This window comes from Streptomyces argenteolus, assembly GCF_042902585.1.
In the GTDB taxonomy this organism is placed as follows: Bacteria; Actinomycetota; Actinomycetes; order Streptomycetales; family Streptomycetaceae; genus Streptomyces; species Streptomyces argenteolus.
Window position 1 is genome coordinate 1 of record NZ_JBIBEG010000019.1, and the last position, 24252, is coordinate 24252.

Below are 24252 nucleotides of genomic sequence, written 5' to 3' on the forward strand. Positions count from 1 at the left end.
GTCGGCCGCGGCTGTGACGCTCGTGTGCGCCTTCTTCGGGCTCTGCACGCTGACCGACGACCTGCCGGGCGGGCGGGCCGTGGGGGAGCAGATCGGTCAGTGGTGGCTGCTGACGCTCAAGTCCCTACAGGCGACACCAGACCCAGCCGGCTTGCTCGCCCGTGCCCGGGTACGGATCCCCGTGCAGCGATAAGGGAGGCGGGACAAGACGGAGGCCAGGAGGTGAACCGCGGTGTCCGGGACGGTAGCGGGCGTAGTGGGTGGCCCCGGGCCCGAGCAGCGCATCAGAACCTGCTGCTCCCGCCATGATGGAATCGGCTAGGGCCTCCTCCTCGTCGAACGAGGTCAGAGAGGCAGGCAAGATCCGGCATGCGAGAACGCAGTTCTCTGCAGACGGTTATGCCGTCGCCGTCCGTCAACCGCACGTCGAGCACGACGACGTCCGTATCCCCCCCACGTGACGCCTGCTCGGCTCGGAGGAGGGTTTCCGCAGTTCATGACCGGTCGATCGCGTGGAGCGCGCGGCTTGTCTCCACCGGCCATACGGTGGAGGCGGATACCTTTGACCGGCGCTCACAGGAGGTGCCTGTCGTGAGTGAGGCTGATCCGGAGACCGGGCCGAGAGCGGATGAATCGTTGAGCCGGCTCCACGCCCGACTCGACGCGTCCCGCCGTGGCTCCGTTGATCGCGTACTCAGTCTTCTCGAGGCCGTTCTCTCGGTCGGTCGTGAACTTGAGCTCGCGCAGGTGCTGCGCCGCATAGTCGAGGAAGCCACTGCCCTCGTGGACGCCGAGTACGGTGCGCTCGGCGTGATCGGTGATGACGGCGGGCTAGCTGAGTTCATTCCGGTGGGCGTGAGTGACGAGCAGCGGGCCGCCATAGGCGAGCTACCCGTCGGTCACGGCTTGCTGGGCGAGGTGATCCGTCACCCGACACCGCTGCGACTGCCGGAACTGTCCGCGCATGCGGCGTCGGGCGGTTTTCCGCCGCATCATCCGCAGATGCATTCTTTCCTCGGTGTTCCGATCCGGGTCAAAGGCCAGATCTTCGGCAACCTGCATCTCACCGAGAAGCGCGGCGCTGCCGAATTCGATGCGGAAGACGAGTCGGTTCTGCTGACGCTGGCCGTTGCTGCGGGTATAGCCATCGAGAACTCACGACTGTACGAGGAGTCGTGTCGCCGCCAACGCTGGCTGGCAGCGAACTCCGAAGTCACGAACAGTCTGCTGTCCGGCTGCCCCAGGGCCGAGGTGATGGCCTTGATCCTCAACCGTGTCTGTGCGAACGTCTCCGCCGACCTCGGCATGATCGCGGTTCCCGTCGAGGGGACGAGCAAACTTCGGATCGTCCTGGCCGGCGGTGACGAGGGGGAACGGCATCACGGGGCGTTCGTGCCCATGCGTCGCGGCTACCTCGGCACCGCCTTCACTCGCACAGGAGCGTGCGAGAGCTCCGACATCGAGAGCGATCCGAGAAGCAGGGAGGACAATGGGCGATGGTCCGGCTTCGGGCCGGCGGTTGCGGTGCCCATAGGGTCGGGTGGCGTAGTGCACGGCGTACTGCTGCTGACCCGGAGAAGAGGGAAAACCGGCTTCTCCCGCGAGGAGACGGAGCCTTTGGAGGCGTTTGCCCGCCAGGCATCGTTGACCATGGAACTGGCTGAACGTCGCAAGGACGCCGAACGGACAGCTGTGCTGGAGGATCGGGACCGCATAGCGCGTGACCTGCACGACCTGGCCATCCAACGGCTGTTCGCCACCGGCATGACACTGCAGAGTGCACAACGGTTCGTGACCCATCCGCAGGGCGAGCAGCGGATCAGCAGGGCGGTCGACGATCTGGACAAGACAATCAAGATCATTCGGTCAACCATCTTCGGCCTTCGTACTCACGAGACTGTCGGTGAAGCCTCCCCGGGCCTGCGCAGCCGTATCGCGCAGGCGGTCGAGGCGGCCACGACGCTTCTCGGCTTCCCGCCGGCCCTGCGCATCGAGGGGCTCGTGGAAACCCGTGTGCCGGCACTGCTTGCCGATCACGTGGAGGCAGTACTCGTCGAGACGCTGAGCAACGCCGCGCGGTACGCACAAGCTCAGTCGGTCGACGTACACCTGCGCGTCACGCCCGACCGTCTGACTCTGACAGTCACCGACGACGGCGCGGGCATCCCGGAGGACGCCGGATACAGCGGCTTGAACAACCTCGACGAGCGCGCCCGGGCAGCAGGAGGAATTCTGGAGATCAGGACGCCGGAGAACGGGGGTACAGCAGTGACCTGGTCGGTTCCGCTTACCCCGGAGGGCAGCGCCGGCCCGTCTGAGTAGCGATCGCGTGGTGCTCGCCCGCCTCGACGCCTTCCTGGAATGGAGTGCCGCCGGCGGCACGAAGCGCGTTTCTGGGGAGTGCCGAGGGGCCGGTCGGCCACCGGGCTTGCGCAGCCACGCCACGCGAGCCGCTGACGGTTCAGCCGATCGACATCCTGCAGCAAGGAAGCGCGCATCCCTATGCCGACATGCCGTCGTAGCAGCTGGCGCTCGCTGGGTGTCGGATGGACCGCGCGCGTGATCAGAGCCGTGGAGCCGTCTCTCAGCGTACGTACGTCAGGGGCTCGCTCCATGCCTTTCTTCGGACCCCTCGCCCTTCCCCTGCCCCTGATCCCTGTCGTTCGTCTGCTGCGGAGGGCTCTCCAGGGCCGCCTGGTCTTCTGAGGGACCCGGTCGGCCCTGGGTTCGGGTGTCAGGCCGGTGGGACGGTGGCGGTACGCGGTAAGGCACGCAGCACACAGGGCGGTGAGTGCCATGGTGACTGGCCCCATGGTGGTCGGGGTGGACGGGAGCGCATCGAGTCTCCTCGCGGCCGACTGGGCGTCCGACGAAGCGCTCCGCCACGGAGTACCCCTGCGCCTCGTGTACGCCTCCCTATGGCATCGCTATGAGGGTTCTGGCCTGGTAACCAGCCTCGCGCGGTCTGGAAGCCAGGTGATGGCCGAGAACATCGTCGGCTCCACAGCTGAACGCGTTCGACGTCGGGTGCCGAGTGTGCGGGTGACAACCGACGTGCTGCCCGAGGAAGCGGTCGGTGCGTTGCTGGAAGAGGGACAGCGTGCTTTCGCGGTGGTCACCGGCTCGCGAGGGCGCGGTGGGATCGCGGGGATGCTACTCGGGTCGGTGAGCCTGGCGGTTGCTGCCAGGGCACACTGTCCGGTGGTCGTCGTGCGGGGAGACAAGGCAGGTCTGGAGGGGGCGCACGGGCGGATCGTGCTGGGTATCGGCGATGTCGACGTGGACTCGCCGGCAGTACGGTTCGCCTTCGCCGAGGCTCGGCTGCGGACCTGCGGGCTGGATGTCGTGCGGGCTTGGCGCTGGCCGTCCCATGAAACGGCTGATCACCCGCGTGTCGTCGGTGAGCCGTCTCCCTCCTACGAAGCGCAGGCTTCTTGCCTGCTCGACGAGGCGTTGGCGAAGGCAGAGCACGACTATCCGGACGTCGCCCTGAGACGAGTCGTCTCAGAGGGCCCGGCGCGGAAAGTCCTCCTCAGACTCTCGGCGGCGGCTGACCTCCTGATCGTGGGAGCACAAAGACGGCCGGGTCAGGCCGGCATGCAACTGGGCAGGGTCGCGCACACGGTCTTGCATCACGCGGCCTGCCCTGTGGCCGTGGTATCTCGCGGAGTTGCAGCCGCGGATGGGACGACACCATGAAGTACCGATCACCTCACCACGTGAGCGACGTGATGACCCGGACAGTCGTCGCGGTCGGCCTTGATGCGCGCTTCAAGGAGATAGTGACCACGGTCAACCAGTGGCAGGTGACCGCTGTTCCCGTCCTCGAGGGGGAGGGGCGAGTAGTGGGTATCGTCTCCGAAGCGGACTTGCTCGCGAAAGAAGAACTGCGGGACCGGGACGCGACCATGATCGGCCAGCGAGACCGCCTGACGGATTATGCCAAGGCTGGGGCAGTGACCGCCCGCGACCTCATGTCCTCCCCGGCCGTCACCGTCCCCCCGGACGCGACACTTCCGCAGGCTGCCCGACTCATGGCGCTCCACGGGATCAAGCGCCTCCCGGTGGTCGACAGCCAAGGGGTACTCAAAGGGATCGTGAGCCGAGCCGACCTGCTCAAGGTGTTCTTGCGCCCGGACGAGGAACTCGCCGACGAAGTGCGGCAGGAAGTGGTCGAACGCCTTTTCCCGGTCTCAGCCCGGAACATGCGCGTGCACGTAAGGGAAGGGCGCGTGACGATCAGCGGGACGGTCCGTGATGCCGATCTGATCCCGCTCGCCGAACGTCTGGCCGCAGCCGTCGAGGGTGTGGTGGACGCCCAGTGCCTTCTGGAGGGTCCCAGCACGCCGTGACACCCCCGAGCCTGGTGTGGACTCTCTCGTGCGGCGCGGCCTCAGTGCTCGTTACCTGCCTCAGCTCGCACGACGACAACGGGACACTTGGCGTGCTGCGCGCACCGCTGGCTCACCGAACCCAGCATGGCCCGGGCGAAGGCCCCGCGTCCTCTGTTGCCGACCACGAGCAGCTCCGCCCCTTCCGAAGCCCTGATCAGGACTTCGGAAGGGTCACCTTGCACCAGCATCTCGTGCACCTCGGCGGGCTTGACGTCGCCGAACACAGCACGGATCCCCTCTGTGAAGCGGAGGCGAGCGCGCTCCAGGTCGAATTCGGCTTCGGTCGCGGGCCCCGCCCAGCCGATCTCCGAAGGGGTGTCCCAGGCGCACACGGCCTCGACGACGGCCCCCGTGAGCTGAGCGTGATGCGCTGCCCAGCGGAGAGCCTCCTGGGAGGGGTTGGAGCCGTCGACACCGACCACGACGCGGGGGGTGGCTTCCGTATCGTTGCCCATGACCGCCTCATCGTTCGTCCAAGTCGTTCACCGACCACGGTGCCCGCGTTGCGGGAGTAGCGCCACTCGGGAATGCAGCGGCCGGTGACGTCCTGGTCCTGGAGGTCCTTCGTCGCGCATCCGGGCCCACGCTGCGCCGAATCGATGAGATGCGCGACGGCGTGGTACCGACCATTCGGCGGAGCTCTCTTGGCGCGCGATGGCGCGTCCCGGTGGTACACAGCCACCTGCTGGGACATGACGGATGCGCTTCGGACAGACCGCTGCTGATTCTCTCGGCCGCCCTGGCGCACCCTGCATTCCGGAGTGCAGTTCAGGCATAAAGGACGCATATGTCGCGGGACAACTATGAGAACTCTCTCTGTGCTTCTCACCAGTTGTTTGAGTACGGATCCTGTGAGGGAGCGGTGCAAAACACCAGCCAGGCCAGGGGTGGAGGCTTCTGCGACAATTACTGAAGCGGCATACCGTTCAGCGACCTGGTTGATGCGCAGCACCGGATTTCCTGTCGTTCAGGTCGATGACGTGCACCACGTGCAGCGTTGCTCCAAGTCGTCCGGCCGGCTCTGCTGCGAAATTCAGGGCGGCGCCACTGCGGAGCGAATCCTCGTAGTCGAGGACCAGATCCTCGCAGGGAAAATTCTGCATCGAGGAGAACATGATAATAGTCGCTCCGGAGCGTCACGGGCATGCCCAAGGGTCTTTCACTGACGGCCCGGGTGCAGGATCGTGCGCAGCGCGTTCGTCGAGGTCGCACGGGATGCGATGTCGTAGGCAGCTCGTATGTCTTCGATTTCACGTCTTTCTGTGATGATCCGTGAGATTGCTTCCACGTGTTCGGGCGTCAGCACGTCCAGAAGCCAGGGGATGGAGGAGGTGTCCACCTGGCCGGTGCTGATGGTGATGTTCTTTCGGCTCAGTTGTTCGAGGTGCAGGCTGACCGGTGTCTCGTGCATGCCGATGTTCGCGATACGCCCGCCGGAACGTACGACCTGTGTGCACAGGACGAAGCTGTCGGAGCTTCCTGCGGCCTCGATGACGACATCGGCTCCGGGGCCTTCCGACAGGTCTGCGATCAAGCGTCCCGGAAGTTCGGCGTCATCGGCGCCCATGCTCCTCGCAGCGCTCAGGCGCTGAGGCAACAGATCCACCGAGATCACTCGGGCGGGGGAGTAGATTCCCGCGATGATCATCGCGGCCAGGCCGATCGGCCCCGCCCCCACCACGACCACGACAGTTCCGGGGCGGACCTTTCCGTTGCGCACACCGAGTTCGAACGCGGTAGGCGCTACTTCGGAGAACAGCACAGCTGTGTCCCGATCCATGCCGTAGGGAAGTTTGTGGACCGAGTGGTCGGCGAAGGGGACTCGGACGAAATCGGCTTGGGTTCCGCCCACCTCGCGACCCAGGAGCCAGCCCCCTCCTTGTGTGCACTGGCCGAAGACACCCTGCCAGCAGGCCATGCAGTGACCGCAGGAGGAAATGGAAGAGACGATGACGTCGTCTCCCGGCACGATGTCGTGCACCTCGGTACCGACATCCAGCACTTCGCCGACGGCTTCATGTCCCAGGATGGTCCCTGGCCGCACGTCGGAGACCTCGCCCTGCAGAGCATGGAGGTCACCCACGCAGACCGTGGTCGCGTCCACCCGGACCACGGCATCGGTCGGCTGCTCGATCCCCGGGTCGCTCACGGACTCCCACGAGCCCTGGCCGGGGCCCTGATAGACGTATGCGTGCATCGTTCTCGCTCCTTGGGCCCGAACTCCGGCTCCCGCCCGCACGTCCGTGGGCAGCGGGGGCGCTTCCCGCCATCTCATGCCGCTGCCCTTGGATCAGTGTCGGTCCGATGGGCTGTCGGGGCCGAGAGACCGACGGGGCAAACCGGGGGGACCTTCGGCCCCATTTCTCGAGATTTCGACGGCCGCCGTACGTTCGCCCGTACGGGAGGGCCGATCGGTCCGCCCGCAGGGTTCGTACGGCCCCTTTTCCGCACGCCCGCTGTTGCGGAAGGTGGGAAGTGGCAGATGGCGAGGCAGCTGCGTCCACTCCGCCAGCGTGTTCCACGAAAGGTGATGAAGTGCGGTGCCCCACCGTGTTCTGGTCGCGTACGCGACGAAGTACGGTTCAACCGCTGAGCTCGCCCGGTTCATCGTCGGAATCCTCCGGGACGAAGGACTGGAGGCAGACTGCCTGCCTGCCTCGAAGGTGACCGCGGTGGACGAGTACGACGCGGTGCTGATCGGTAGCGCTTTGTACATGGGCCGGTGGCGCCGCGAAGCGGTACGCATGGCGCGACGGCACCGTAAGGCCCTGCGACGGCGGACTGTATGGGGTTTCAGCAGCGGGCCTCTGGATCGCTCGGCTTCCGACAGGAACATCCCGCCCGTTCCGAGCGCGCGCAGGGCCATGGACAGAGTTCGTGCCCGCGACCACGTCACGTTCGGGGGCCGACTTGAGACGGGCGCCCGCGGCCACGTCGCACGCATGGTCCTGGAGGAGGGCCGAGGCGGCGAATTCCGCGACTTCGACGCCGTGGCGTCGTGGGCGCGGGGTGTCGCCGCTGAAATCAAGGCACCTGAAAGCTCGTGATCCGATGCGTGCAGGGAGCTGGGGCCGTGTCAGGAGCGACAATCCGCTGAAACGCGGCGTCGACGTTCTCGAGACCCGGCTGCGTTTCCTCCTCTGTGCCGTCGTGGTCGCGTGCGCGTCGGTCCTCGGCGTGACGAACGGGATGGCGGCACTGCACCATGAACAGTCCGTGGTGGAGCAGCAGCGTGCGACACGCCATGCTGTGAGAGCCGAGATCCTGCGGGATGCCGCCAAGTCCGCGCCGTGGACGGACGAGTCGGGGCGTTCGGAACGCGTCCCGGTGCCGATTCGGTGGACCGCCGGCGATGGCTCCCATGCCACGGCGCAGGCACAGGCGCCTCCGGGCGCCGAACGAGGGCAGCACATGACCGTCTGGCTGGATCGGTCCGGCCGGATCACCTCGGCGCCGTCCGACGGCCACGACGTGTGGGCGACGGCCGTGACGGGAGGGTTGAGCAGTGCGGCCGTTGCCCTCGGGTGCGGCGCCCTGGCAGGCCTTCTCCTGCGGATCGCCTGCGACCGCCGGCGAGCAGCGGGCTGGGAGGCGGAGTGGAGCAGAGTGGAACCCGAATGGCGTCGCCGTATCTGAGCAACCCGACGCCGACCGGGCGCTCATCTGCCTCAGGCCGGGCGCCGGCATCCTGAGATTGTCCGAAAAGGAGATTGCGATGAGGACCTCGCCACACACTGTGAGCGACTTGATGACCCACACAGCCATCGCCGTGGGCAGTCGTGCCTCATACAAGGAGATCGTGCAACTCCTGGACCAGTGGAAGGTCAGCGCTCTGCCGGTGCTGGCCGGCGAGGGACGGGTCATCGGGGTGGTTTCGGAGGCCGACCTGCTTCTCGAGGAGGAGAGTCGTCCCGGCGGTGAGCCGGAGCCGGGAAGCCGGCCCGTGGACGCTGCCAAGGCGCACGCCGTATCCGCGGAAGACCTCATGTCGAGTCCCGCGATCACCGTGCACGCGGACGCATCCCTGGGCGAGGCAGCGAGGATCATGGCGCGGCGGCAGGTGAAACGCCTGCCGGTGGTGGACAGTGGCGGCCTGTTGGAAGGGATCATCAGCAGAGGCGACCTTCTCAAGGTGTTCCTGCGCTCCGACGAGGACATAGCGGCGGAAGCCACGGAGGTACTGTCCGGTCTCTCCGACACAGCAAGCCTGGAGGCCCGCGTCGTCGACGGAGTCGTCACGCTGGGGGGAGTGCTGCCCGACCGGGCCATGGTGCCACTCGTCGCGCGCGCCGTACGGGCGATCGAGGGTGTGGTCGACATCCGCCTCGGTCTCCGGCATTCGTAGACCGGCCGTCCCTCGCACATCGGGACGGGAACACCTCAGCCGGCCCCTGGCACTGTGATGACAGGACACTCGGCCCGGTGCAGGAGGCCGTGTGCCACGGATCCCAGTCTCATGCCGGTGTAGCCACCGCTGCCGCGTCTTCCGACGACGAGGCCCAGGGCATCTGCGGAGGCCCGTGCGAGTTCTTCCACTGGATGCCCGCTGCACACCTCTTGCGTGCAGTTCACATCAGGGTGATCTTGGACCTGCTCCGCGACGGTAGCGGCGAGAAGCCGCGCGCACTCCGCGCTGTCGAACTCCTCCCTCAGACCCAGGGCACGGTGCTGCCACACCCCCACAGCATGCACCCCGGCCCGGCGCAGCCCGGCCTCCTCGAATGCGAACCGCACGGCTTCGAGGGAGGGTCCGCTGCCGTCCACACCTACGACGAGGCGGGCGGAGGGATCCGCCGTGCTCTCCGGCGCCCGCACGACCACGACCGGGCAAGCTGCCTGTGCGCTGAGCGGCGCGGCCACCGAGCGCGTGCTGAGGAGCTCTGCCGGAGTACTGAGGCGATGCGAACCGACCACGACCATGCTGGCGGAGCCCTCTGAGCGCAGGCACAGCACCGCAGCGGGCCGACCGTAGGTGAGTTCGGTCACCACCTGCGCCCCCGGAAGCAGACGCAGAACAGTTTCACGGGCGGACTCCAGGGCCTGTCGGCCTCGAGCCCGCAGCGACATCCGCTCAGGCGTCGAATCGACGTGCTGCGTGTCGTGAAGAGGAGGAACGGCGAGCACGAGCCGGAGAGGCTGATTCCTCCGTCCCGCTTCGCCGGCAGCCCAAGCAAGCGTCGGCACCGAAGGGTCGAGTGGATCGATGCCGACCACGATCTCCTGTTCAGCGGAACGCGTCATGCGTCCTCCTCGAGTGTGTGCCCCGTATCCACGGTGGCTCGGTGACCCGCTGCGGGGCAGGGGTCACGAGGCCCGCTTCGCGGGCCGACAGTCCCTGGTGCACGCTGTTGTGCCGCTTGCCGAGGTACCCACTCGGCCCTGTACATCCGGTGCGCCTTCGTACGAGCCTGGATGTGGAGAAAGGCCACGCCGGGGCGGAGTGGGGCCCGGTGCCTGTCGACGAGAAGTGGTAAGCCATGTCGCACGCGACCACCACGGATCTGTACGAGGCGACGATGGCTCTCTCCTACCTGCGGGAGGGCATGACCCGGCAAGCGACCTTCAGCCTGTTCGTGCGTGATCTGCCCCGAGACCGCGGTTTCCTGGTCAGCGCGGGGCTGGAGCCGATTCTCAGCTTTCTCACGGACTTCGAGGTGACCGAAGAGGACGCACGGGATTTCGCCTCGGCTCTGGGGCGCAGTGAACAGGACGTGCGGGCTCTCGTCGGTCTCCGCTTCGAGGGCGAGGTCCGAGCGGTACCCGAAGGACGGATCGTTCTGACGGGTGAGCCGTTGCTCGAGGTCACTGCTGCCCTGCCACAAGCACAGATCGTGGAGACATGGCTGCTGAGCCAGATCAGTCACCAGACGGCTGTCGCGTCGAAGGCTGCCCGGTGTGTCCTGGCCGCGGCGGGGCATCCAGTCATCGACTTCTCGCTGCGCCGAAGCCACGGCCCGGAGGCGGGAATGCAGGCCGCCCGGGTCAGCACCATGGTCGGATTCGCGGGCACCAGCAACGTCGCCGCCGCACTGCGCTGGGAGACGCGCGCTTCCGGCACTATGGCGCACTCGTACATCGAGGCGTTCGGCGACGAGGAGGCGGCTTTTCTGGCGTTCGCGCGCAGCACTCCCGGACCGGTCACACTCCTGGTGGACACCTACGACACGTTCAACGGTGTGATGACAGCGGCCCGTGTGCTCAACACCCTCCAGCGTGGCAGGGGCTGCGCAGTCCGTCTCGACAGTGGGGACCTGGAAGCCCTCGCCCGCCAGGCACGCGACATCCTGGACCGGTCAGGCCTACCCGAAGTCGCTGTCATCGCAAGCGGCGGCCTCGACGAGTACCGGATCGACCGCCTCGTACGAGCTGACGCCCCCATAGACGTCTATGCCGTCGGCACCAAGGTCGGAACCTCGGCCGACGCTCCTTACCTCGACTCGGCATACAAGTTGGTGGAGTACGACAGCATGCCGGTCATGAAGCTTTCCGCGGCCAAGGTCACGGCGCCCGGACGCAAGCAGATCCTGCGGGCGGACGGCCTGGACGACGTGATAGCGCTGGCTGACGAGGCAGTACCCGATGGCCGGGAAAATGTACTGCAGACGGTGATGGAGTCGGGGCGCCGTGTCGCGGAGCCGGACACTCTGGCCGCGGCGCACCAGCGCTTCATCAAGGATCTGGCCGCACTCCCACCCGACGCCTGCCGGATCAAGGAGCCGAAATCGCCCCTCCCCGCCACTTCCGCCCGGCTCAGGGAGCTGACCTCCAGTGTCCGCAGCCATCTCGCGAGTGACATCGAGCAGCGTCGTGCCCGGGAGGCCGGTGAACAGGACACGAGTGTCTCGCATGCCTCGCCGGCAGCGGCTGATCCGAGCCGGCCTTCCTGCGGACAGGCGGAGCGGCGGTGATGTGCAAGAACCGAAGCCCCGACGTGCGCTCTTGCGATGTCGCTCCTCAGGAACGCGCAATCCTTCCCTGAGAGGAGAGCGACATGCCAGGCGGTGTGACAGTAGGGCTGAATGGCTCGCCCGAAAGTTTCGCAGCCGTGAATTGGGCTGCGAAGGAGGCGGTACTGCGGGAGGTGCCGCTCCGGATCATCCACGTTCAGGACCGGCCGGTGCCGCCTGAAGACGTCGAACACGTCGCGCCCTGGCCTCCCGCCAGCGCTCCTCCGTCGGAGCCGAAGGGCTCCCCCGGATTCGAGAGAATGCTGGAGGCGGCATCGGCGGAAGCCGAACACGCGCATCCAGGCCTGGCCGTCAGCGCAAAGAACGTGAGCGGCATGGGTCTCGCTTCCAAGGCACTCCTGGCCGAGGCCGGCACGCCAGGGAGCATGGACCTGCTGGTGCTGGGGTCACAAGGGCTGGATCGCATCGCGGGCTTCGTCGTCGGCACCACGTCCCTGCCCGTGGCGGCGGCCGCGCCCTGCCCCGTAGTGCTTGTCCGCGGTGGGAAGACCGCCCGGGGGGAGCAGGAACCACACATCAAACATCCGCCGGGACAGCTTCTGCTCGGTGTCGACCTCAGACGTTCAGAGGCCGACGAGTCCCTCCTGGGATTCGGCTTCAGTGAGGCAGCGCGGCGCCATTGCAGGCTCCGGATTCTGCATGCCTGGGCCCTGCCGCCCACCTACGCGCACGCACAGACCACCGATCCCGGCCTGGGTAATGAGCTCGCCGACAGGATCGTGCAGGCACTGGAACAGGCCGTCAAGCCGTGGAGGCAACGGTTCCCGGAGGTCACCGCGCAGGTCGGTGTGGTGATGGGAGCCCCTGGGGCGGAGCTGGTGTATGCCTCATCGGACGCCGATCTGGTGATCGTAGGCCGTCGCGAGCGGCCGTTCGCCGTCGGACCCCTGCTCGGGCATGTGGCGCACGCGGTCATCCATCACGCCGCATCACCTGTCGCAATCGTTCCACATCCGTGAACTGGCCGGAAGGAATCCTGATGTCGACTCGACATGCCGATCCTGCGGAGGTGACCGCCTGGGTGAGTGACGCGATCCTGGCCCCTTCCATGCACAATGCTCAGCCGTGGCACTTCCGGTACGTGACGGCGAGCGGGCTCCTGTATCTGCGTCTCGACATGACACGGTCGATGCCGCGCACCGACGCCGACAACCGCGGCATGCACGTAGGCTGTGGAGCCGCGCTCTTCAATCTTCGCGTGGCCGCCGCCCACGCCGGGTGGTCCACGCGTATCCGCCCCTTGCCGGATCCGGCCGATCCCGGTCTCCTCGCGCGCGTCCACTTCGCCGCGACAACGGCCTCTGACAACGTCACAGACCTGTATACAGCGATCGCCAGGCGGCGCAGCAGCAGGGAGCCTTTCGCGGAGGAGCCGGTTCCGCCGGCTCTGCTCGGAGCGCTCCGCGACGCGGCCCAAGCAGAGGGGGCCGGCCTGTCCGTGCTTGGAGCGTGGCACGTGGAGGCGGTATTGGATGTGGTGGAGGAGGCTGAGCAGGACGAGCACCTGTCATTGGAGGAACGGGCGGAAATCGCGAAGTGGACGGGGACGGGCCCGGGTGAAACGGATGGCATTCCGACCTCTGCCTTTGGACCGCGTCGTCACGGAGGCCGGGCACCGGTAAGAGACTTCGCTTTCGGGCGGCCCACGCCGGACCGGCGATCTGCCGTCTTCGAGCACTCACCGTGTCTCGCTGTGCTGGGGACGCCCCAGGACCGCCCGCAGGATTGGCTGCTGGCCGGCCAGGCCCTGGAGCGGGTACTACTGCGGGCAACGGCCGGAGGACTGTCCACGTCACTCAACTCGCAAGCGCTCGAACATGCGGGACTTCGCTGGTTGTTGCGTGATCCGCGTTCCGGCTCGGACGCTTCGTTTCCTCAGATGCTGCTCCGCCTCGGGTACGGCCCCTCGGTCCCCGCCACTCCTCGTCGTGATGTGGACGATGTGCTGGAGGTCGATGCCGGGAGGCGGTGAACCGATAGGGGGAGGGCGGGCCGAAACCGGCCTTGTCAGGGGTCACCGGTGGTGATGCGGCGCCCGGTCACCCTGGTGGCAGTCACTTCCACCCACAGATCTCTGTCGCCGCCGGCCCAGGGGCTGCGAGGGCCCGCCTCCTTCTGGAGCAGTTCGACTGTCGGAGGGTCCGAGACAGCCCTGGCCTCGCCGACGACCAGGACACTCCATCCCCGGCTGAAGGCGTCGTCGATGTGGTCCACTTCGAATGCCGTCTCTTCCCCGGCCGCCTGCGCGGGACCGGAGGCCGGAGAGGTCCTGAAGGCAATCCTGTTCCCGACCGTGATGTAGTTGACCGGGTACACGGCAGGGCGACGCTCATGGCTGACGACCACCCGTCCGACGCCGTGGCCGCCGATCAGTTCCCAGCACTCCTCCACGCTCAGCTCCACCAGCTGGGGGTGAGCCGCCGCACGTCCTGATCCTGGGGGGAGGTCGGTGGTGGCGCCTGTGAGTTCGTCGACGGTCGTCTCGAGGGCATGGGCAAGGCGCACGATGAAGCCCATTCCGTGGCTGCCGGGCTGTGTCTCCACGTACTCGATGTATCCCGGAGCCGATGCGGTGCGGTGCGCGACGTCTCGTCGGGACAGACCGAGGTATTCGCGGCGTGCGGCTGTACGCCTGCCGAAATCGCCGGTCGCAGGAGCCTCGACTTCCTGCTCGTCCTTTCCTGAGTCCGCCATCGTTTCTCACTTCCTGGGCTCGGGCCTGGTGCATGCGGGGTGCATGCGGGGGCTAGTCGTGCGGTACCACAGCAACTGGTGCTGCCGTGTGGTGCAGGACCGAGTGGACGACCGGCCCGACGTGACTGCCGAGCGGCGCGTCGCGGTGGCGCAGCCCGACGACGACCAGTCCGGCCTCGCCCGAAGCCTCGACCAAATCTTGTGCCGGGTGCCCCTGACGGCAGTCCCGTGTCACAGGGACGTGCGGGTAGGCCTCGGTCCACGGCGCCAGCGCCACGGTCATCTCCTCTCGGCGCTGGTTTGCTGTCTCCCTCATGAGTGTGGGGACGACATCCGTCGCACCCATCCCGTACACCGGGGGCAGGGACCAGCTGTGGACGATCCTCATGCCGCACCGGTAGCGGTCGGCTGCTGCGAAGGCGAAAGCCAGTGCGTCGGTGCTCGCCCTCGGAAGGTCAAGTCCGAGAACCACGTCCCCGCGATCAGACGTCTGCGCCGCTTCCCGCCCGGATCGGTTGCGGACAAGGACCAGAGGGCTCCGCATTCGGGCGAGTACCGCCAACGACACCGACCCTGCGACGAACCCCCTGATACCACCGAATCCGCGCGATCCCAGGACCAGAAGCTCTGAGCGGGCGCCTTCCCCGCTGAGCTCCTCCGCCGGCGACCCGGACTTCTGCTGGGTCTCGATCCGCAGGTCTGGATGTGCCGGTCGAAGATGTTCCGCGGCTTCGTTCAGCAGAGCTTCCGCCGCACGGCGCTCGATGTCGGGGTCGGGGGCGTAGATGCCGGCGGGCGAGGCCGTGTCCTTCCACACGTATACGAGGCGCAGGAGGCACGAACGCAGCCTTGCTTCACCTGCCGCCCATTCAGCGGCGACCAGGCCTTCTTGTGAACCGTCGATTCCGGCAGTGACGACGCGGGACATGGTCAGCTCCTCCTGGGGGCGACGCCTTGCTCCAAGCCTCGCCTGCATGGACCGCACGAGAGGAGGGCCGGAAGGGCCTCCGTGCGGGCCGTTCGGCCCCCGCGCAGTCAATACGTTCCCGTGTGGCGCGGCCCCGCAGCTGCGGGCAATGTGGAAGTGAGGGGACGTGAACGAAACGGCGAGGCGGTCATGGGCAGCGATAGAGGGAAGGCGCGCGTCGTGGCCGGGGCCGACGTTTCCCTGCCAGAAATCCCTGATCAGGACGGGCGGGACCACTGTCTGCGCCAGCAAGACACGATGAAGGGACACTGGTCCTGCGAGGTGACACGCACGCCCCGCGGCAGCGGAGCCGGAGGACGAGAATGACAGATGTGCGGGCCGGCGCAGTCGGGGAACGGCCGATCCGGGTGTTTGTCGTTGACGACCACGAGGTCGTGAGGTGCGGGCTGCGCGACCTCCTCGACGCCGAGCCCGACCTCGAGGTCGTGGGCGAGGCGGGCACTGCGGACCAGGCGACAGCCCGGGGGCCGGCGTTGCGACCGGACGTGGCGGTACTCGACGTCCGGCTGCCGGACGGCGACGGGATCAGCGTTTGCCGGGAGCTGCGTTCCCGCCTGCCAAATCTCGCCTGCCTGATGCTGACGTCGTTCGACGAAGAGGACGCGTTGCTCGACTCCATCATGGCCGGCGCGGCCGGCTACGTGCTCAAGGAGATCAGGGGAACGGACCTGGTGGCGGCTGTCCGGACCGTGGCAGGCGGGCAGTCGATGCTAGACCCGGCAACCACCAGCAGGCTCATGCAGTCGCTGCGTGTACCTGCAGCGCCCCACTCCGAGGGGGATGGGCGGCTCTCCACGCTGTCGGACCGGGAGAGGTCAATCCTGGAACTGATCGGCGACGGTCTCACCAATCGACAGATCAGCAAGAGGCTCTATCTCTCCGAGAAGACGGTGAAGAATCACATCTCGCGTCTCCTCTCAAAGCTCGGAGTGGAGCGCCGCGTCCAGGCTGCTGTCATCGCCACGAAGGCGCAGGACCGAGAAGAGCAGGAGGGCGCAGACGGCTGACGTGGAGCCGCCACAGGGCAGCGCGGCGTGGGTCGCCCACGCGCGTGGGCGCACACGGGTTCGTCCGACGCCGACGGCCGTCAGCTCGCACACCAGCCGCATGCCGATGACCGGCCCGCCCGTGTCCCGGGCCAGCGTGGACGCCACCGGCGCAGCGCCCCATGCGAGCTCGGCGCACCGGCGGGGTGAGGTGGTGATGGTGGCCGGGCCGGTGGGTGAGTGCGTACGCCTACGCACCCGGCGGCACACGGTCGGGGCCGCGGTGGCTCTCGATGACGTCGCGGACCGCGTGGACCGCGGCCAGATGGTTCCCGGCCGGAGCTGGGCCACCGGCGTGGGAGGTTACGCGGTCGCTCGTCACGGGGGACTGGGGGGCGTCCTCGTCTCCCAGCCCTCAGCCTCAGCGGCCCGGTCCGGCCGGCCAGCAGTCGGTGGTGGAGGTGCCTTCAAAGCGGCCACCCAGGACACCATGAGCGGCGTCATTGCCCGGCTATCAGCGCTGGACCCGAGCGGGGCCCAGGACATCGATCAGCACGGAGACCATCAGATGATGCACGCAGGGCCGCTCGGGACGTGGAAGCCTGCTGGGCAGCAGTCCAGCCCGTCGTTCTTGACCATGTAGCGGCCGTTGACAAACAGGGCTGGAACCACGACGTAGGGCTGCCGCTGGGTTCGAGGAAAGATCGTGGGGCGGGCCGGAGCGCTACTGGCTACGGTCCGATCGTGCCGGTGAGATCAGGAGCGGTTCGCCACCGAGACGGTGGCGGGCACGGTGACGGTGCCCGCCGGGACAAACTCTCTTTTAAGCGCGACTAACGGGTTCTGCATCCAAGTCTAAATGGAACTTTACCTTCCGGATGTGGATGCTAGACCGTATGCAGTCACGCCTCGTTTCTTCGCCCTTCCTCGCCCTGACGGGCACCGTGGTCCTGTGGGCCTCGGCCTTTCCCGCCATCCGAGTCGGAGTGGACGGTCTGGGGGTACAGGCCCTGTCCTTCCTGCGGATCGTGATCGCCGCCGGTGCTCTGTTGCTCGTGGCGCCGTTCGCGCATGTCCGCGTGCCCCGGTTCCCGGATCTGCCCATGATCGCCTTGTGCGGAGCGACCGGCATCACTGCCTACCAGCTCCTGCTCAACTGGGGCGAGGTGAACGTGGCTGCCGGGACGGCAAGCCTGTTGATCGCGATCGTCCCCGCCTTCAGCGTGCTGCTCGGAAGTCTATTTCTCAGGGAGCGCGTGAGCCGCAACATCGTCCTCGGCAGCGTCGTTGCGCTCGTGGGCGCGGCCATCGTCAGCATGGCCAAGGGCCCCGGCGGGCTTAGCGTCTCCGCCCTTGTCGTCTTGGCGGCCGCAGTGGTCCAAGGCGTGTACCACGTCGCCACCAAGCCCCTGCTGCGTCACTACACCGGCCTTGAGATCGCCACCTACGCGATGGTCGCCGGCACGGTCTTCGCTCTGCCGCTGGCCCCCGCCACCTGGCACGCAGCCCTGCACGCACCGGCCGACGCCTTGGCCTGGGCGCTCTACCTGGGCCTGTTTCCCTCTGCGCTCGGCTTCGTCATATGGGGGTATGCCGTCGCCCGACTGCCGCTCGCCGCCTCCACCGCCGCCCTGTACCTGGTCCCGCCGGTGGCTCTGTGCATCGCCTTCGTTTGGCTGGGTGAGGTACCCCACTTCATCGAGCTGGTGGGCGGAGCGGTCAGCGTCGCGGGAGTGATCGTGATTAACCGACGCAACCAGCCACAGCGCGCCCGCAGAATGCCGGGAGGCACCCCCGTCCACGCGGCGGCCGACCAGCCCCTGACCCCGAACAGCGAGAACACCCGCAGTCCGCGCCGCATCGTGGACACCGTCTCCGGCCCCGGCCCGACCAAGGAGTAGACCGTGCTCGATGTACGCCGCCTGCGCATCCTCCAGCACCTCGCCGTGTACGGGACCGTCGCGGCCACCGCGGAGGCGCTCCACCTGACCCCACCTGCGGTCTCCCAGCACCTCGCCGCCCTGCAGAAGGAGGCTGGTACACCGGTGGTGGAGAAGCAGGGACGCACGCTGCGCCTGACCGCAGCCGGGGAACTGCTGGTGGCCCATGCCGAGATCATCCTCGCGGAACTCGCGGCAGCCGAGTCCGGCCTGGAAGCCCTGCAAAGCGGCCGGCGCGGCATCGTGCGGATCACCGCTTTCGCCTCCGCCGCCCGCACCCTCATCGCGCCTTTGTGGCGACGACTGGCCGACAGCGATCCCGCTCCCGAACTGTCGCTGCGGCTGTCCGTGCAGGAACCCGACGAGGCCCTCGACGAACTGCACAAGCGTTCCACCGACCTCGCCCTGGTCCACAGCTACACCGCGCTGCCACGCCACTTCCCCGCCACCTACGAGCAAACCCTCCTCATGGAGGAACCGGTCCTGCTCGCCCTGCATCCCCGCCAAGCCGGCGAGCTCGGCCTGCGGCCTGGCCAGCCGGTGGACCTGTCCCGCGCGGCAGACCTGCCCTGGCTCACCCCGGGGCCGGAGACCTCCTGCTACGAGATGATCCAACGCGCCTGCGGCGCAGCCGGCTTCGTCCCGGACATCAGGACCCGCAGCAGCGACTTCGGCGTGCTGGCGGCCCTGGTCGCCGCGGGAGCGGGTACTGCCCTCATCCCTCGCATGGCACTACCCGACACCACCGAGTTCCTCAGCCTCCACCCCTTGCTCCACCCCCTCTCCCGGTCCGTCTTCACCGTCAGCCGCGCAGGAACCAGCAAGCGCCCCGACCTGCAGCGCGTACTACGACTCCTCCACGACGCCGCACCTCCCGGCGCCGAGCGGCCTGCGTGAACGGTCAGGTGAGCTCGTCACACGATCATGAGCGATGTTCCTTCAGGCCTCGCCGGCGGATGAGGCTGCAGGAGGGGGAGCCGAAAGCCTTGTGGAGTCCGTCGTCCCCCGCGGTCGCGGACACAGCCGCGCCGATCTCTCCCAGGGCCTGCTCGAACTGGCCTGCAGCCGCATATGCCTGCATCGGCTCCAGCGGGTGCTCAATGGCGCCAGTTGTCGGCGTACTCGCGTATGTGGCTCTGGCAAGATGTATTTGCGGGCGAGGCGGCGGTGATTCATGAGCCAGCCGAGTGTCCGCTCGACGACCCAGCGCCGGGCGATGCCCTTGAAGCCCTTCTGGCCAGGGTCGCGGCGGGTGACCTCGACGTCGATGCCGAGGGTGGCACCGTGGTCGATGACCTTGGTTCGATAACCGCTGTCGGCCCATGCCTCGGTGACTCCGGGATGGGCCTTGGCGATGTGCGAGAGCAGATGGATACCGCCGACGTTGGCGGAGACGCTGGCTGCGGTGACCCCGGACCGCCACGAGGAGGCCGAGGGTCGACGCCGATATGGCGCTTGCGGCCCGCGATCTTCTTGACCGCGTCGATGCCCTGGCCGGCGGCCGGGACGTTGGCCGACGTTCTGATGCTCTGGGTGTCCAGGACGCATGCGCTCGGTTCGGCGTCCCGGCCTGCGGCCTTCCGGACAAGTCGGCGGAGCAGGCCATTGAGCTGGTCAAACACGCCATCCTGCTGCCAGGCGGCGAAGTATCCCTCGACGGTTTCCCACGGCGCGAAGTCGTGGGGAAGATAGCGCCAGGGAATCCCTGTCCGATCCACGTACAACACCACGTCCATGATCCGGCGCGGCGCTGGTCACTGCTCCGGTACGGGCCGCTGCCGACGCCGGCACAGGCGGGCAGACGTGCAGTCTGCCGGCAGGCCGATCGCCGAACTCGGGCTGCTCACCGGCTGCGGGCGAGAGCCGAGGACCGCATTCGGGCTGCCCGGGCCACCGGCCTGCGGAACCTGCCCCTGCACCGCACGGCCCAGTGCATCTGGCTGGAGATCGTGCCCCTGACACGGAAACGGTCCACCGACTCCGTCGGGGGACCGCCATGAAACTTCGAGGTTAGGCACGCCTTCAGGCTTATTTCTTGACATCGCAAGAAACTTTGCACACCTTCTGAGCCCACCTCTGTACACGCCTTCAAATTCTCGCCAGCCTTAATGGCGGGTGACATCCTTGTTTTGAGGAGAGTCATTAGTGAACTGCGGTCCGGGTGCGGGCAGTATCGCTCTCGTCCAGTGCCGCTTCCGAGGTACCGGTCTCCAAACACCAGTGTCGGCATGGAGGAAGTAATGATATTACGTCCGTTCAAAACATTGGCGCGGCGTCGGATCTTCAAGGGGGTCCTGGCGTGCGCTGTCCTCACGGGGGCGTTGCAGGGCACCGCGGAGGCCGCGGAGTCTTCCGGCCCGCTGCCGCTGACGTTCCAGATCCGCAGCGTCGAGTACGGCGAGTGTGCCTACCCGCAGAGCGATGCGCCGCACACGATCCGCATGGACCCGTGCTCGGCGACCGACCTGTCCGAGCGATGGCTCTTCAATCCGCTCACCTCTCAGGTCACCAATGCCCGCGCTGCGACGCTCGGCCTGTGCATGACCGCCGAGCTGAGCGGCCTGGACAAGACGGTGACGATGCAGCCGTGCGACACCTCCAGCTCCTACCAGCGCTGGGAGCTGTACACCTTGAACGGCGCGATGTACATGGCAGTGGCAAACGGGTCCGGGAACGTCCTCACCCCGCGCCAGGAGGGACGCGACTGGGACACATGGCAAATCGGGGGCCCGTTCCAGCGGCTGACCTTCCCGCTCCTCTGAGCCCTACCCCCACTGACTTCGGCGCGTCAGGGTGAACGAACGTCTTTCATCCTGGTGCTTGAGGGATGAAACGGGCTGTTCAGCAGGGGTGGTGACGTGGCGAAGCCCCTCGTCGTTGGTGTGGTGATCCCCTTCATCACGCCGACGGCGGAGGGCTTCGTTGGTTCCGTATCCTTCCATGCTTGACATCCCGCACGAGCTGGTCGAGCACGTCTCGTGGCTCATCTACGCCCGAAGGCGTGAACTGCGCTCGCCCTGGCGAAGGTTGACCTGCTTCAAGCAGGCCCTTCTGACGCTGGCCCACCTGTGAAAGAACGAGACCTTCGCCCAGGTCGGAGCCGGGTTCGGTGTCCCCGAAGCAACCGCCTGGCGGTACGTGGACGAGACCCTCAAGGTCCTGGCCGCCAGGGCGCCCGGCCTGCATGAGGCCCTCGTTGGCCTAGGCGAAGGAGACTTCGTCATCGTCGACGGCACACTCATCCCCACCGACCGGATCCGCGCGGACCAGCCGTACTACTCCCAGAAATATCGCAGGCACGGGATGAACGTCCAGGTCGTCGCGCGTCCGGATGGCACCCCGCTCTGGTTCTCCCGCGACGCCGGGCCGCACCCACGACCTGACTGCGGCCCGAGCACGCGGCATCGTGCAAGCCTGCCCCACCCGGCAGATCCTCGTGCTCGCCGACCGCGCATACCAGGGTGCGGCGCCACCTTCCGCACCCCCTACTACCACCATCGCGAGCAGCCCACGCACTACCAGCAGTTCAATTGCGACCACGCCCGACTCCGAGCGCCCGGCGAACGAGCCTTCGCCCGACTCAAGACCTGGCAGATCCTGCGCCGGGCCAGCAGCTCCACACGCCGCATCGGCACGATCGTCCAAGCCGTCCACACCCTGCTGACCTGCGACTATTCAGCATGAAAGACGTGCAATCTGTGCTAAGTGCCTGATGAGCCTGAAGCGGTGGCTGTATCCGATGGTGTGTGAGATTTACAGATGGTGACGGGCTGACCGCCGCGGGACGGCTGCGCCGGGGGTCGGTGCGGGTACAGGCGGCCCAGCTGTTCGGGCAAAGGGTCAAGCGTCGGAGGTGACCCAGCCACTGCGGGTAGCTTCGAAGTCGGCCTACCAGCACACCAGTTGTGGCGCGACGGGCGGGATCGAGGCGCTGGCATCGCGCGGCCCGGCTGGGTCGCGGTGTCGCCTGGCACCGCGCTGTCCGGAGAAGCTCGCCGTGTATCTGGACCAAGGCCCGGCCGCGCACGGCTGGGTGGAGGACCAGGGGTGGACGGCCTCGCGGGGAAACTCCACGTCTCCTACAGCCGGCCGGAACGACGAGAACTGGACAGCATTCCACCACCTCGCCCGGCGCGAAGGAACGAGTCGCGTAGACCCCGCGACCGTGGGTGGCTGAAGGGCGAATCTCAAGATCACTCACTGCGACCGGCTTCCGCTGCGCTGCGGGTCTTTCACGGCTCTGTACCAGCAGTTGGGTTCGCCGAGCATGCCGAGGTCACCGGTCTGGGCAGAGCCTCATCGGGCACGCGGGGTGGGCCGCCGGCGCCGCGTCCGTGGCGCACGTGTTGCTGGCCATGCGGCACGAGCGCATCCTGGCTCAGCATGGTTTCCGGCAGCCATCCCTGCCGCTGGGCAGCCTGGAGATCCCCACCACGGCCAAGGCCCGGCCGGCCCCGGATCGCCGGCGTCTCGGCGTTCGGCTTCGCCGGCACCAACGGGCACCTTCTCCTCGGTGACCCGTGGTCCGGGCCACCAACGGTTCCCCCGGTCCGCGGGAAGCCTGTACGGACCCCCTGGTCCTGGTCGCTGAGCGCGCACCTGCCGGGCTTCTCCTCCACCGACGCGGTGCGAACCTGGCTGGCCGGGACGGGTCCCGCTCCCCGCCCGCGCTTCGACGAGGAGCCTCCGTCCTTCGCCTCGGTGGGCCTGCCCGCCCTGACGGTCCGCGCGGTCGACAGAGCTCAGACGCTGGCTCGGGAGACGGCGCACCGCTTCGCCACCGAGCACGGGCCGATCTGGGAGCCGGTCCGCGACCGCACCGCCGTTCTCGCCGCCAATAGCGGCGTGCCGTCCGCCCTGGTGCACTACGCCCTGCGCGCCCACGCCGACGCCCTGACCCGCGCCGTGCGTGACCACCCGGTGGCTCCGCAACCGCCGGGTGGCTCCCGACCGGGCACGCGCAGCCGTGCCCCCGGCCGGCCCGGACGCGATGCCCGGGGTCCTGCCCAACGTCATCCCCTCCCGCCTGGCCGCCCGGTACGATCTGCGAGGAGCCAGCATCTGCCTCGACACGGGCCGCACCTCGACGGCCACGGCTCTCGACACCGCGGCCGCGTACCTCGTCACCGGCGAGACGGAGCTCGCCCTCGTACTGGCCGTGGATGCCGGATCCCAGCTCACGGGCCCCCACAGCTGTGCCCCGGCGGCCCACGAGGGCGTCTTTCTCCTGGCTCTCGCCCAAGAGTTCCACCGCACGCCGCCACCACTGGCCGGTGCTGGCTCGCCTCACTCCCGCGCCAACCCTTGGGCGGCCGGCCGACGACAGCTTCGCCTCCTCCACCGAGGACGCGGACCACGTCGCCGTGACGGAGTCCGCGCCCTCGGCGCAGGAGTTCCACGTCGCCGCCGACGCGGTACGACTTCTGACCGGGCTCGGGCGGCGGCGCCCTCGACGACGCCCACACTCGCACTGCCCTCCCCGGGCTCGGTCTCCCCCCGGGGAGCGTGACCACCTGACCGTGCGCCACGTGACCCGGCGCCGACCCGCGCCAGGGACGGACGGCGGCAGTGGCACCATCCCGGCTCTTGCCACCCGCGCCCTGCTGCTCAGTGACGATGCCCTCACCGCCGCCCGCCTCAGGCATCTCGCGGACCGCGCGGATGCCGTCCTGCTGTGCACCGACCCGAAGCAACACCGGACCTCAGGCCGGGTTCGCAGGCGGCCGTGCACGACGCCGTGGACCGCGCGGCCGGGCAGACACGTGTCCTGGCTCGCCCCGATGCGTGGCTGCGGGCTCCTGGCCCCGCCGCCCAGGGCCTGCAGGAACTGCGCCTGCGGGCGCTCGCCCGGACGCGCACGGGAGCGGCCGTCGGATCGCTGGGCGTAGCGGTCCTCGGTCCCGCGGAACACCCCCAGGCAGCTCTGTTCACGGCACTCGTCCCCGCCCTGCGCGCCGATCACCCGGAGCTTCCGCTGCGGGTCGCGCGTCCGGTACCGACGACCCCGGCTCGGCGTGGGAGCGCATGGCGCGCGAGTGGCGCAGCTCCGAGGAGTCCGGCGCCGTGGGGTATGACGACGGCCGCCGCCACGAGCACGAACTCGTGTTGCAGCCGCTGCCCCCGGGGCAGGAGGCCGGTGGCGACGCCGGCCGGCAGGTCGTCCTGGCGAGCTACGGAGCGGGCGGCGTGACCACCGCCCTCGTCGCGAGCCGTGACGTCTAGGCGCTGTGGCTCGGCACCACGGACCCGGACCGGCTGCCGTCGGAGGTCCCGAACACGCCC

General features: G+C 68.0%; 22 protein-coding genes and 6 pseudogenes. 20 read left to right on the forward strand and 8 right to left on the reverse strand.

The window, feature by feature from the left end; genetic code table 11:
* Nucleotides 1-193, forward strand: a pseudogene (locus ACFY8O_RS33640) (TetR/AcrR family transcriptional regulator); the annotation flags it as partial.
* A 96-nt stretch (nucleotides 194-289) separates the two neighbouring features.
* Here ACFY8O_RS33640 and ACFY8O_RS33645 read toward each other — a convergent pair.
* A pseudogene (locus ACFY8O_RS33645) lies at nucleotides 290-443 on the reverse strand (response regulator); the annotation flags it as partial.
* 148 nt (nucleotides 444-591) lie between these two features.
* On the opposite strand from ACFY8O_RS33645, the gene ACFY8O_RS33650 reads away from it, so the two are divergent.
* From ACFY8O_RS33650 to ACFY8O_RS33660, 3 genes are all read left to right on the forward strand, one after another.
* The gene (locus ACFY8O_RS33650; protein ID WP_387909091.1) at nucleotides 592-2322 is read left to right on the forward strand and encodes a sensor histidine kinase; all 1731 of its coding nucleotides are present in this window, start codon (nucleotides 592-594) and stop codon (nucleotides 2320-2322) included.
* A 474-nt stretch (nucleotides 2323-2796) separates the two neighbouring features.
* On the forward strand, nucleotides 2797-3699 hold the full coding sequence (locus tag ACFY8O_RS33655) for a universal stress protein (RefSeq protein WP_387909092.1): 903 nt from the start codon (nucleotides 2797-2799) through the stop codon (nucleotides 3697-3699).
* Nucleotides 3696-4352: a CBS domain-containing protein gene (locus ACFY8O_RS33660; RefSeq protein ID WP_387909094.1), complete on the forward strand. Its 657-nt coding sequence runs from the start codon at nucleotides 3696-3698 to the stop codon at nucleotides 4350-4352. The genes ACFY8O_RS33655 and ACFY8O_RS33660 overlap by 4 nt, the downstream gene beginning before the upstream one ends.
* Before the next feature lie 41 nt (nucleotides 4353-4393).
* Here ACFY8O_RS33660 and ACFY8O_RS33665 read toward each other — a convergent pair whose 3' ends face one another.
* The 3 genes from ACFY8O_RS33665 to ACFY8O_RS33675 form a co-directional block, all read right to left on the reverse strand.
* Nucleotides 4394-4849: a universal stress protein gene (locus tag ACFY8O_RS33665; RefSeq protein ID WP_387909096.1), complete on the reverse strand. Its 456-nt coding sequence runs from the start codon at nucleotides 4847-4849 to the stop codon at nucleotides 4394-4396.
* 471 nt (nucleotides 4850-5320) lie between these two features.
* Nucleotides 5321-5509 carry a universal stress protein gene (locus ACFY8O_RS33670; protein ID WP_387909098.1) on the reverse strand — a complete coding sequence of 63 codons (189 nt, stop codon included), beginning with the start codon at nucleotides 5507-5509 and terminating at the stop codon, nucleotides 5321-5323.
* 44 nt (nucleotides 5510-5553) lie between these two features.
* Nucleotides 5554-6591: an alcohol dehydrogenase catalytic domain-containing protein gene (locus ACFY8O_RS33675; RefSeq protein WP_387909101.1), complete on the reverse strand. Its 1038-nt coding sequence runs from the start codon at nucleotides 6589-6591 to the stop codon at nucleotides 5554-5556.
* A gap of 343 nt (nucleotides 6592-6934) precedes the next feature.
* Here ACFY8O_RS33675 and ACFY8O_RS33680 point away from each other — a divergent pair, with 343 nt between their 5' ends.
* The 3 genes from ACFY8O_RS33680 (at nucleotide 6935) to ACFY8O_RS33690 (ending at nucleotide 8739) form a co-directional block, all read left to right on the forward strand.
* Nucleotides 6935-7441, forward strand: coding sequence for a flavodoxin domain-containing protein (locus ACFY8O_RS33680; protein ID WP_387909103.1), 507 nt, complete (start codon nucleotides 6935-6937; stop codon nucleotides 7439-7441).
* Complete coding sequence (locus ACFY8O_RS33685; RefSeq protein WP_387909105.1) at nucleotides 7404-8030, forward strand: Rv1733c family protein; 627 nt, start codon at nucleotides 7404-7406, stop codon at nucleotides 8028-8030. The genes ACFY8O_RS33680 and ACFY8O_RS33685 overlap by 38 nt, the downstream gene beginning before the upstream one ends.
* A 79-nt stretch (nucleotides 8031-8109) precedes the next feature.
* Nucleotides 8110-8739, forward strand: a complete 630-nt coding sequence (locus ACFY8O_RS33690; protein WP_387909106.1) for a CBS domain-containing protein — start codon at nucleotides 8110-8112, stop codon at nucleotides 8737-8739.
* A gap of 35 nt (nucleotides 8740-8774) precedes the next feature.
* Here ACFY8O_RS33690 and ACFY8O_RS33695 read toward each other — a convergent pair whose 3' ends face one another.
* Nucleotides 8775-9635, reverse strand: a complete 861-nt coding sequence (locus tag ACFY8O_RS33695; protein ID WP_387909108.1) for a universal stress protein — start codon at nucleotides 9633-9635, stop codon at nucleotides 8775-8777.
* Nucleotides 9636-9871: 236 nt separating this feature from the next.
* On the opposite strand from ACFY8O_RS33695, the gene ACFY8O_RS33700 reads away from it, so the two are divergent.
* From ACFY8O_RS33700 to ACFY8O_RS33710, 3 genes are all read left to right on the forward strand, one after another.
* Nucleotides 9872-11302, forward strand: a complete 1431-nt coding sequence (locus ACFY8O_RS33700) for a nicotinate phosphoribosyltransferase (RefSeq protein WP_387909109.1) — start codon at nucleotides 9872-9874, stop codon at nucleotides 11300-11302.
* Nucleotides 11303-11385: 83 nt separating this feature from the next.
* The gene (locus ACFY8O_RS33705) at nucleotides 11386-12321 is read left to right on the forward strand and encodes a universal stress protein (RefSeq protein ID WP_387909111.1); all 936 of its coding nucleotides are present in this window, start codon (nucleotides 11386-11388) and stop codon (nucleotides 12319-12321) included.
* Between the two features lie 20 nt (nucleotides 12322-12341).
* Nucleotides 12342-13334: an Acg family FMN-binding oxidoreductase gene (locus ACFY8O_RS33710; RefSeq protein WP_387909113.1), complete on the forward strand. Its 993-nt coding sequence runs from the start codon at nucleotides 12342-12344 to the stop codon at nucleotides 13332-13334.
* A gap of 35 nt (nucleotides 13335-13369) precedes the next feature.
* On the opposite strand, the gene ACFY8O_RS33715 is transcribed toward ACFY8O_RS33710, so the two are convergent.
* Nucleotides 13370-14056, reverse strand: coding sequence for a helix-turn-helix domain-containing protein (locus ACFY8O_RS33715; RefSeq protein ID WP_387909115.1), 687 nt, complete (start codon nucleotides 14054-14056; stop codon nucleotides 13370-13372).
* A gap of 52 nt (nucleotides 14057-14108) precedes the next feature.
* Entirely contained in the window at nucleotides 14109-14984 is an 876-nt protein-coding gene (locus ACFY8O_RS33720) for a universal stress protein (RefSeq protein ID WP_387909117.1), read from the reverse strand.
* Nucleotides 14985-15346: 362 nt separating this feature from the next.
* Here ACFY8O_RS33720 and ACFY8O_RS33725 point away from each other — a divergent pair, with 362 nt between their 5' ends.
* The 3 genes from ACFY8O_RS33725 to ACFY8O_RS33735 all read left to right on the forward strand — a co-directional run bounded on the left by ACFY8O_RS33725 (nucleotide 15347) and on the right by ACFY8O_RS33735 (nucleotide 18867).
* Entirely contained in the window at nucleotides 15347-16051 is a 705-nt protein-coding gene (locus ACFY8O_RS33725; RefSeq protein WP_387909119.1) for a response regulator, read from the forward strand.
* 875 nt (nucleotides 16052-16926) lie between these two features.
* Complete coding sequence (locus ACFY8O_RS33730) at nucleotides 16927-17931, forward strand: DMT family transporter (RefSeq protein WP_387909121.1); 1005 nt, start codon at nucleotides 16927-16929, stop codon at nucleotides 17929-17931.
* Nucleotides 17932-17934: 3 nt separating this feature from the next.
* Nucleotides 17935-18867, forward strand: a complete 933-nt coding sequence (locus ACFY8O_RS33735) for a LysR family transcriptional regulator (protein WP_387909123.1) — start codon at nucleotides 17935-17937, stop codon at nucleotides 18865-18867.
* A 249-nt stretch (nucleotides 18868-19116) separates the two neighbouring features.
* Here the strand turns inward: ACFY8O_RS33735 and ACFY8O_RS33740 are convergent.
* Nucleotides 19117-19715 (reverse strand): annotated as a pseudogene (locus ACFY8O_RS33740) (IS5 family transposase); the annotation flags it as partial.
* A 64-nt stretch (nucleotides 19716-19779) separates the two neighbouring features.
* Between ACFY8O_RS33740 and ACFY8O_RS33745 the strand changes: the two are divergent.
* The 7 genes and pseudogenes from ACFY8O_RS33745 to ACFY8O_RS33770 all read left to right on the forward strand — a co-directional run.
* Nucleotides 19780-19928 (forward strand): annotated as a pseudogene (locus tag ACFY8O_RS33745) (IS1380 family transposase); the annotation flags it as partial.
* 270 nt (nucleotides 19929-20198) lie between these two features.
* Nucleotides 20199-20732, forward strand: a complete 534-nt coding sequence (locus ACFY8O_RS33750) for a ricin-type beta-trefoil lectin domain protein (protein ID WP_387909125.1) — start codon at nucleotides 20199-20201, stop codon at nucleotides 20730-20732.
* 120 nt (nucleotides 20733-20852) lie between these two features.
* A pseudogene (locus ACFY8O_RS33755) lies at nucleotides 20853-21654 on the forward strand (transposase family protein).
* Nucleotides 21655-21716: 62 nt separating this feature from the next.
* Nucleotides 21717-22033: pseudogene (locus ACFY8O_RS34480) on the forward strand (IS630 family transposase); the annotation flags it as partial.
* Nucleotides 22034-22139: 106 nt separating this feature from the next.
* Nucleotides 22140-22487, forward strand: a complete 348-nt coding sequence (locus ACFY8O_RS33760) for a hypothetical protein (protein WP_387909127.1) — start codon at nucleotides 22140-22142, stop codon at nucleotides 22485-22487.
* Nucleotides 22488-22960: 473 nt separating this feature from the next.
* Nucleotides 22961-23479: a beta-ketoacyl synthase N-terminal-like domain-containing protein gene (locus ACFY8O_RS33765; protein WP_387909170.1), complete on the forward strand. Its 519-nt coding sequence runs from the start codon at nucleotides 22961-22963 to the stop codon at nucleotides 23477-23479.
* A gap of 515 nt (nucleotides 23480-23994) precedes the next feature.
* Nucleotides 23995-24192, forward strand: a complete 198-nt coding sequence (locus ACFY8O_RS33770; protein ID WP_387909129.1) for a hypothetical protein — start codon at nucleotides 23995-23997, stop codon at nucleotides 24190-24192.
* Nucleotides 24193-24252: the final 60 nt, after the last annotated feature.

Coding starts and splice junctions, on each gene's coding strand:
- ACFY8O_RS33695 (WP_387909108.1), bottom strand. CDS start 9,635: ATGACGCGTTCCGCTGAACAGGAGATCGTGGTCGGCATCGATCCACTC.
- ACFY8O_RS33660 (WP_387909094.1), top strand. CDS start 3,696: ATGAAGTACCGATCACCTCACCACGTGAGCGACGTGATGACCCGGACA.
- ACFY8O_RS33720 (WP_387909117.1), bottom strand. CDS start 14,984: ATGTCCCGCGTCGTCACTGCCGGAATCGACGGTTCACAAGAAGGCCTG.
- ACFY8O_RS33770 (WP_387909129.1), top strand. CDS start 23,995: ATGGCGCGCGAGTGGCGCAGCTCCGAGGAGTCCGGCGCCGTGGGGTAT.
- ACFY8O_RS33730 (WP_387909121.1), top strand. CDS start 16,927: ATGCAGTCACGCCTCGTTTCTTCGCCCTTCCTCGCCCTGACGGGCACC.
- ACFY8O_RS33700 (WP_387909109.1), top strand. CDS start 9,872: ATGTCGCACGCGACCACCACGGATCTGTACGAGGCGACGATGGCTCTC.
- ACFY8O_RS33665 (WP_387909096.1), bottom strand. CDS start 4,849: ATGGGCAACGATACGGAAGCCACCCCCCGCGTCGTGGTCGGTGTCGAC.
- ACFY8O_RS33725 (WP_387909119.1), top strand. CDS start 15,347: ATGACAGATGTGCGGGCCGGCGCAGTCGGGGAACGGCCGATCCGGGTG.
- ACFY8O_RS33705 (WP_387909111.1), top strand. CDS start 11,386: ATGCCAGGCGGTGTGACAGTAGGGCTGAATGGCTCGCCCGAAAGTTTC.
- ACFY8O_RS33690 (WP_387909106.1), top strand. CDS start 8,110: ATGAGGACCTCGCCACACACTGTGAGCGACTTGATGACCCACACAGCC.
- ACFY8O_RS33710 (WP_387909113.1), top strand. CDS start 12,342: ATGTCGACTCGACATGCCGATCCTGCGGAGGTGACCGCCTGGGTGAGT.
- ACFY8O_RS33715 (WP_387909115.1), bottom strand. CDS start 14,056: ATGGCGGACTCAGGAAAGGACGAGCAGGAAGTCGAGGCTCCTGCGACC.
- ACFY8O_RS33765 (WP_387909170.1), top strand. CDS start 22,961: ATGCCCGGGGTCCTGCCCAACGTCATCCCCTCCCGCCTGGCCGCCCGG.
- ACFY8O_RS33655 (WP_387909092.1), top strand. CDS start 2,797: ATGGTGACTGGCCCCATGGTGGTCGGGGTGGACGGGAGCGCATCGAGT.
- ACFY8O_RS33675 (WP_387909101.1), bottom strand. CDS start 6,591: ATGCACGCATACGTCTATCAGGGCCCCGGCCAGGGCTCGTGGGAGTCC.
- ACFY8O_RS33670 (WP_387909098.1), bottom strand. CDS start 5,509: ATGTTCTCCTCGATGCAGAATTTTCCCTGCGAGGATCTGGTCCTCGAC.
- ACFY8O_RS33750 (WP_387909125.1), top strand. CDS start 20,199: ATGGAGGAAGTAATGATATTACGTCCGTTCAAAACATTGGCGCGGCGT.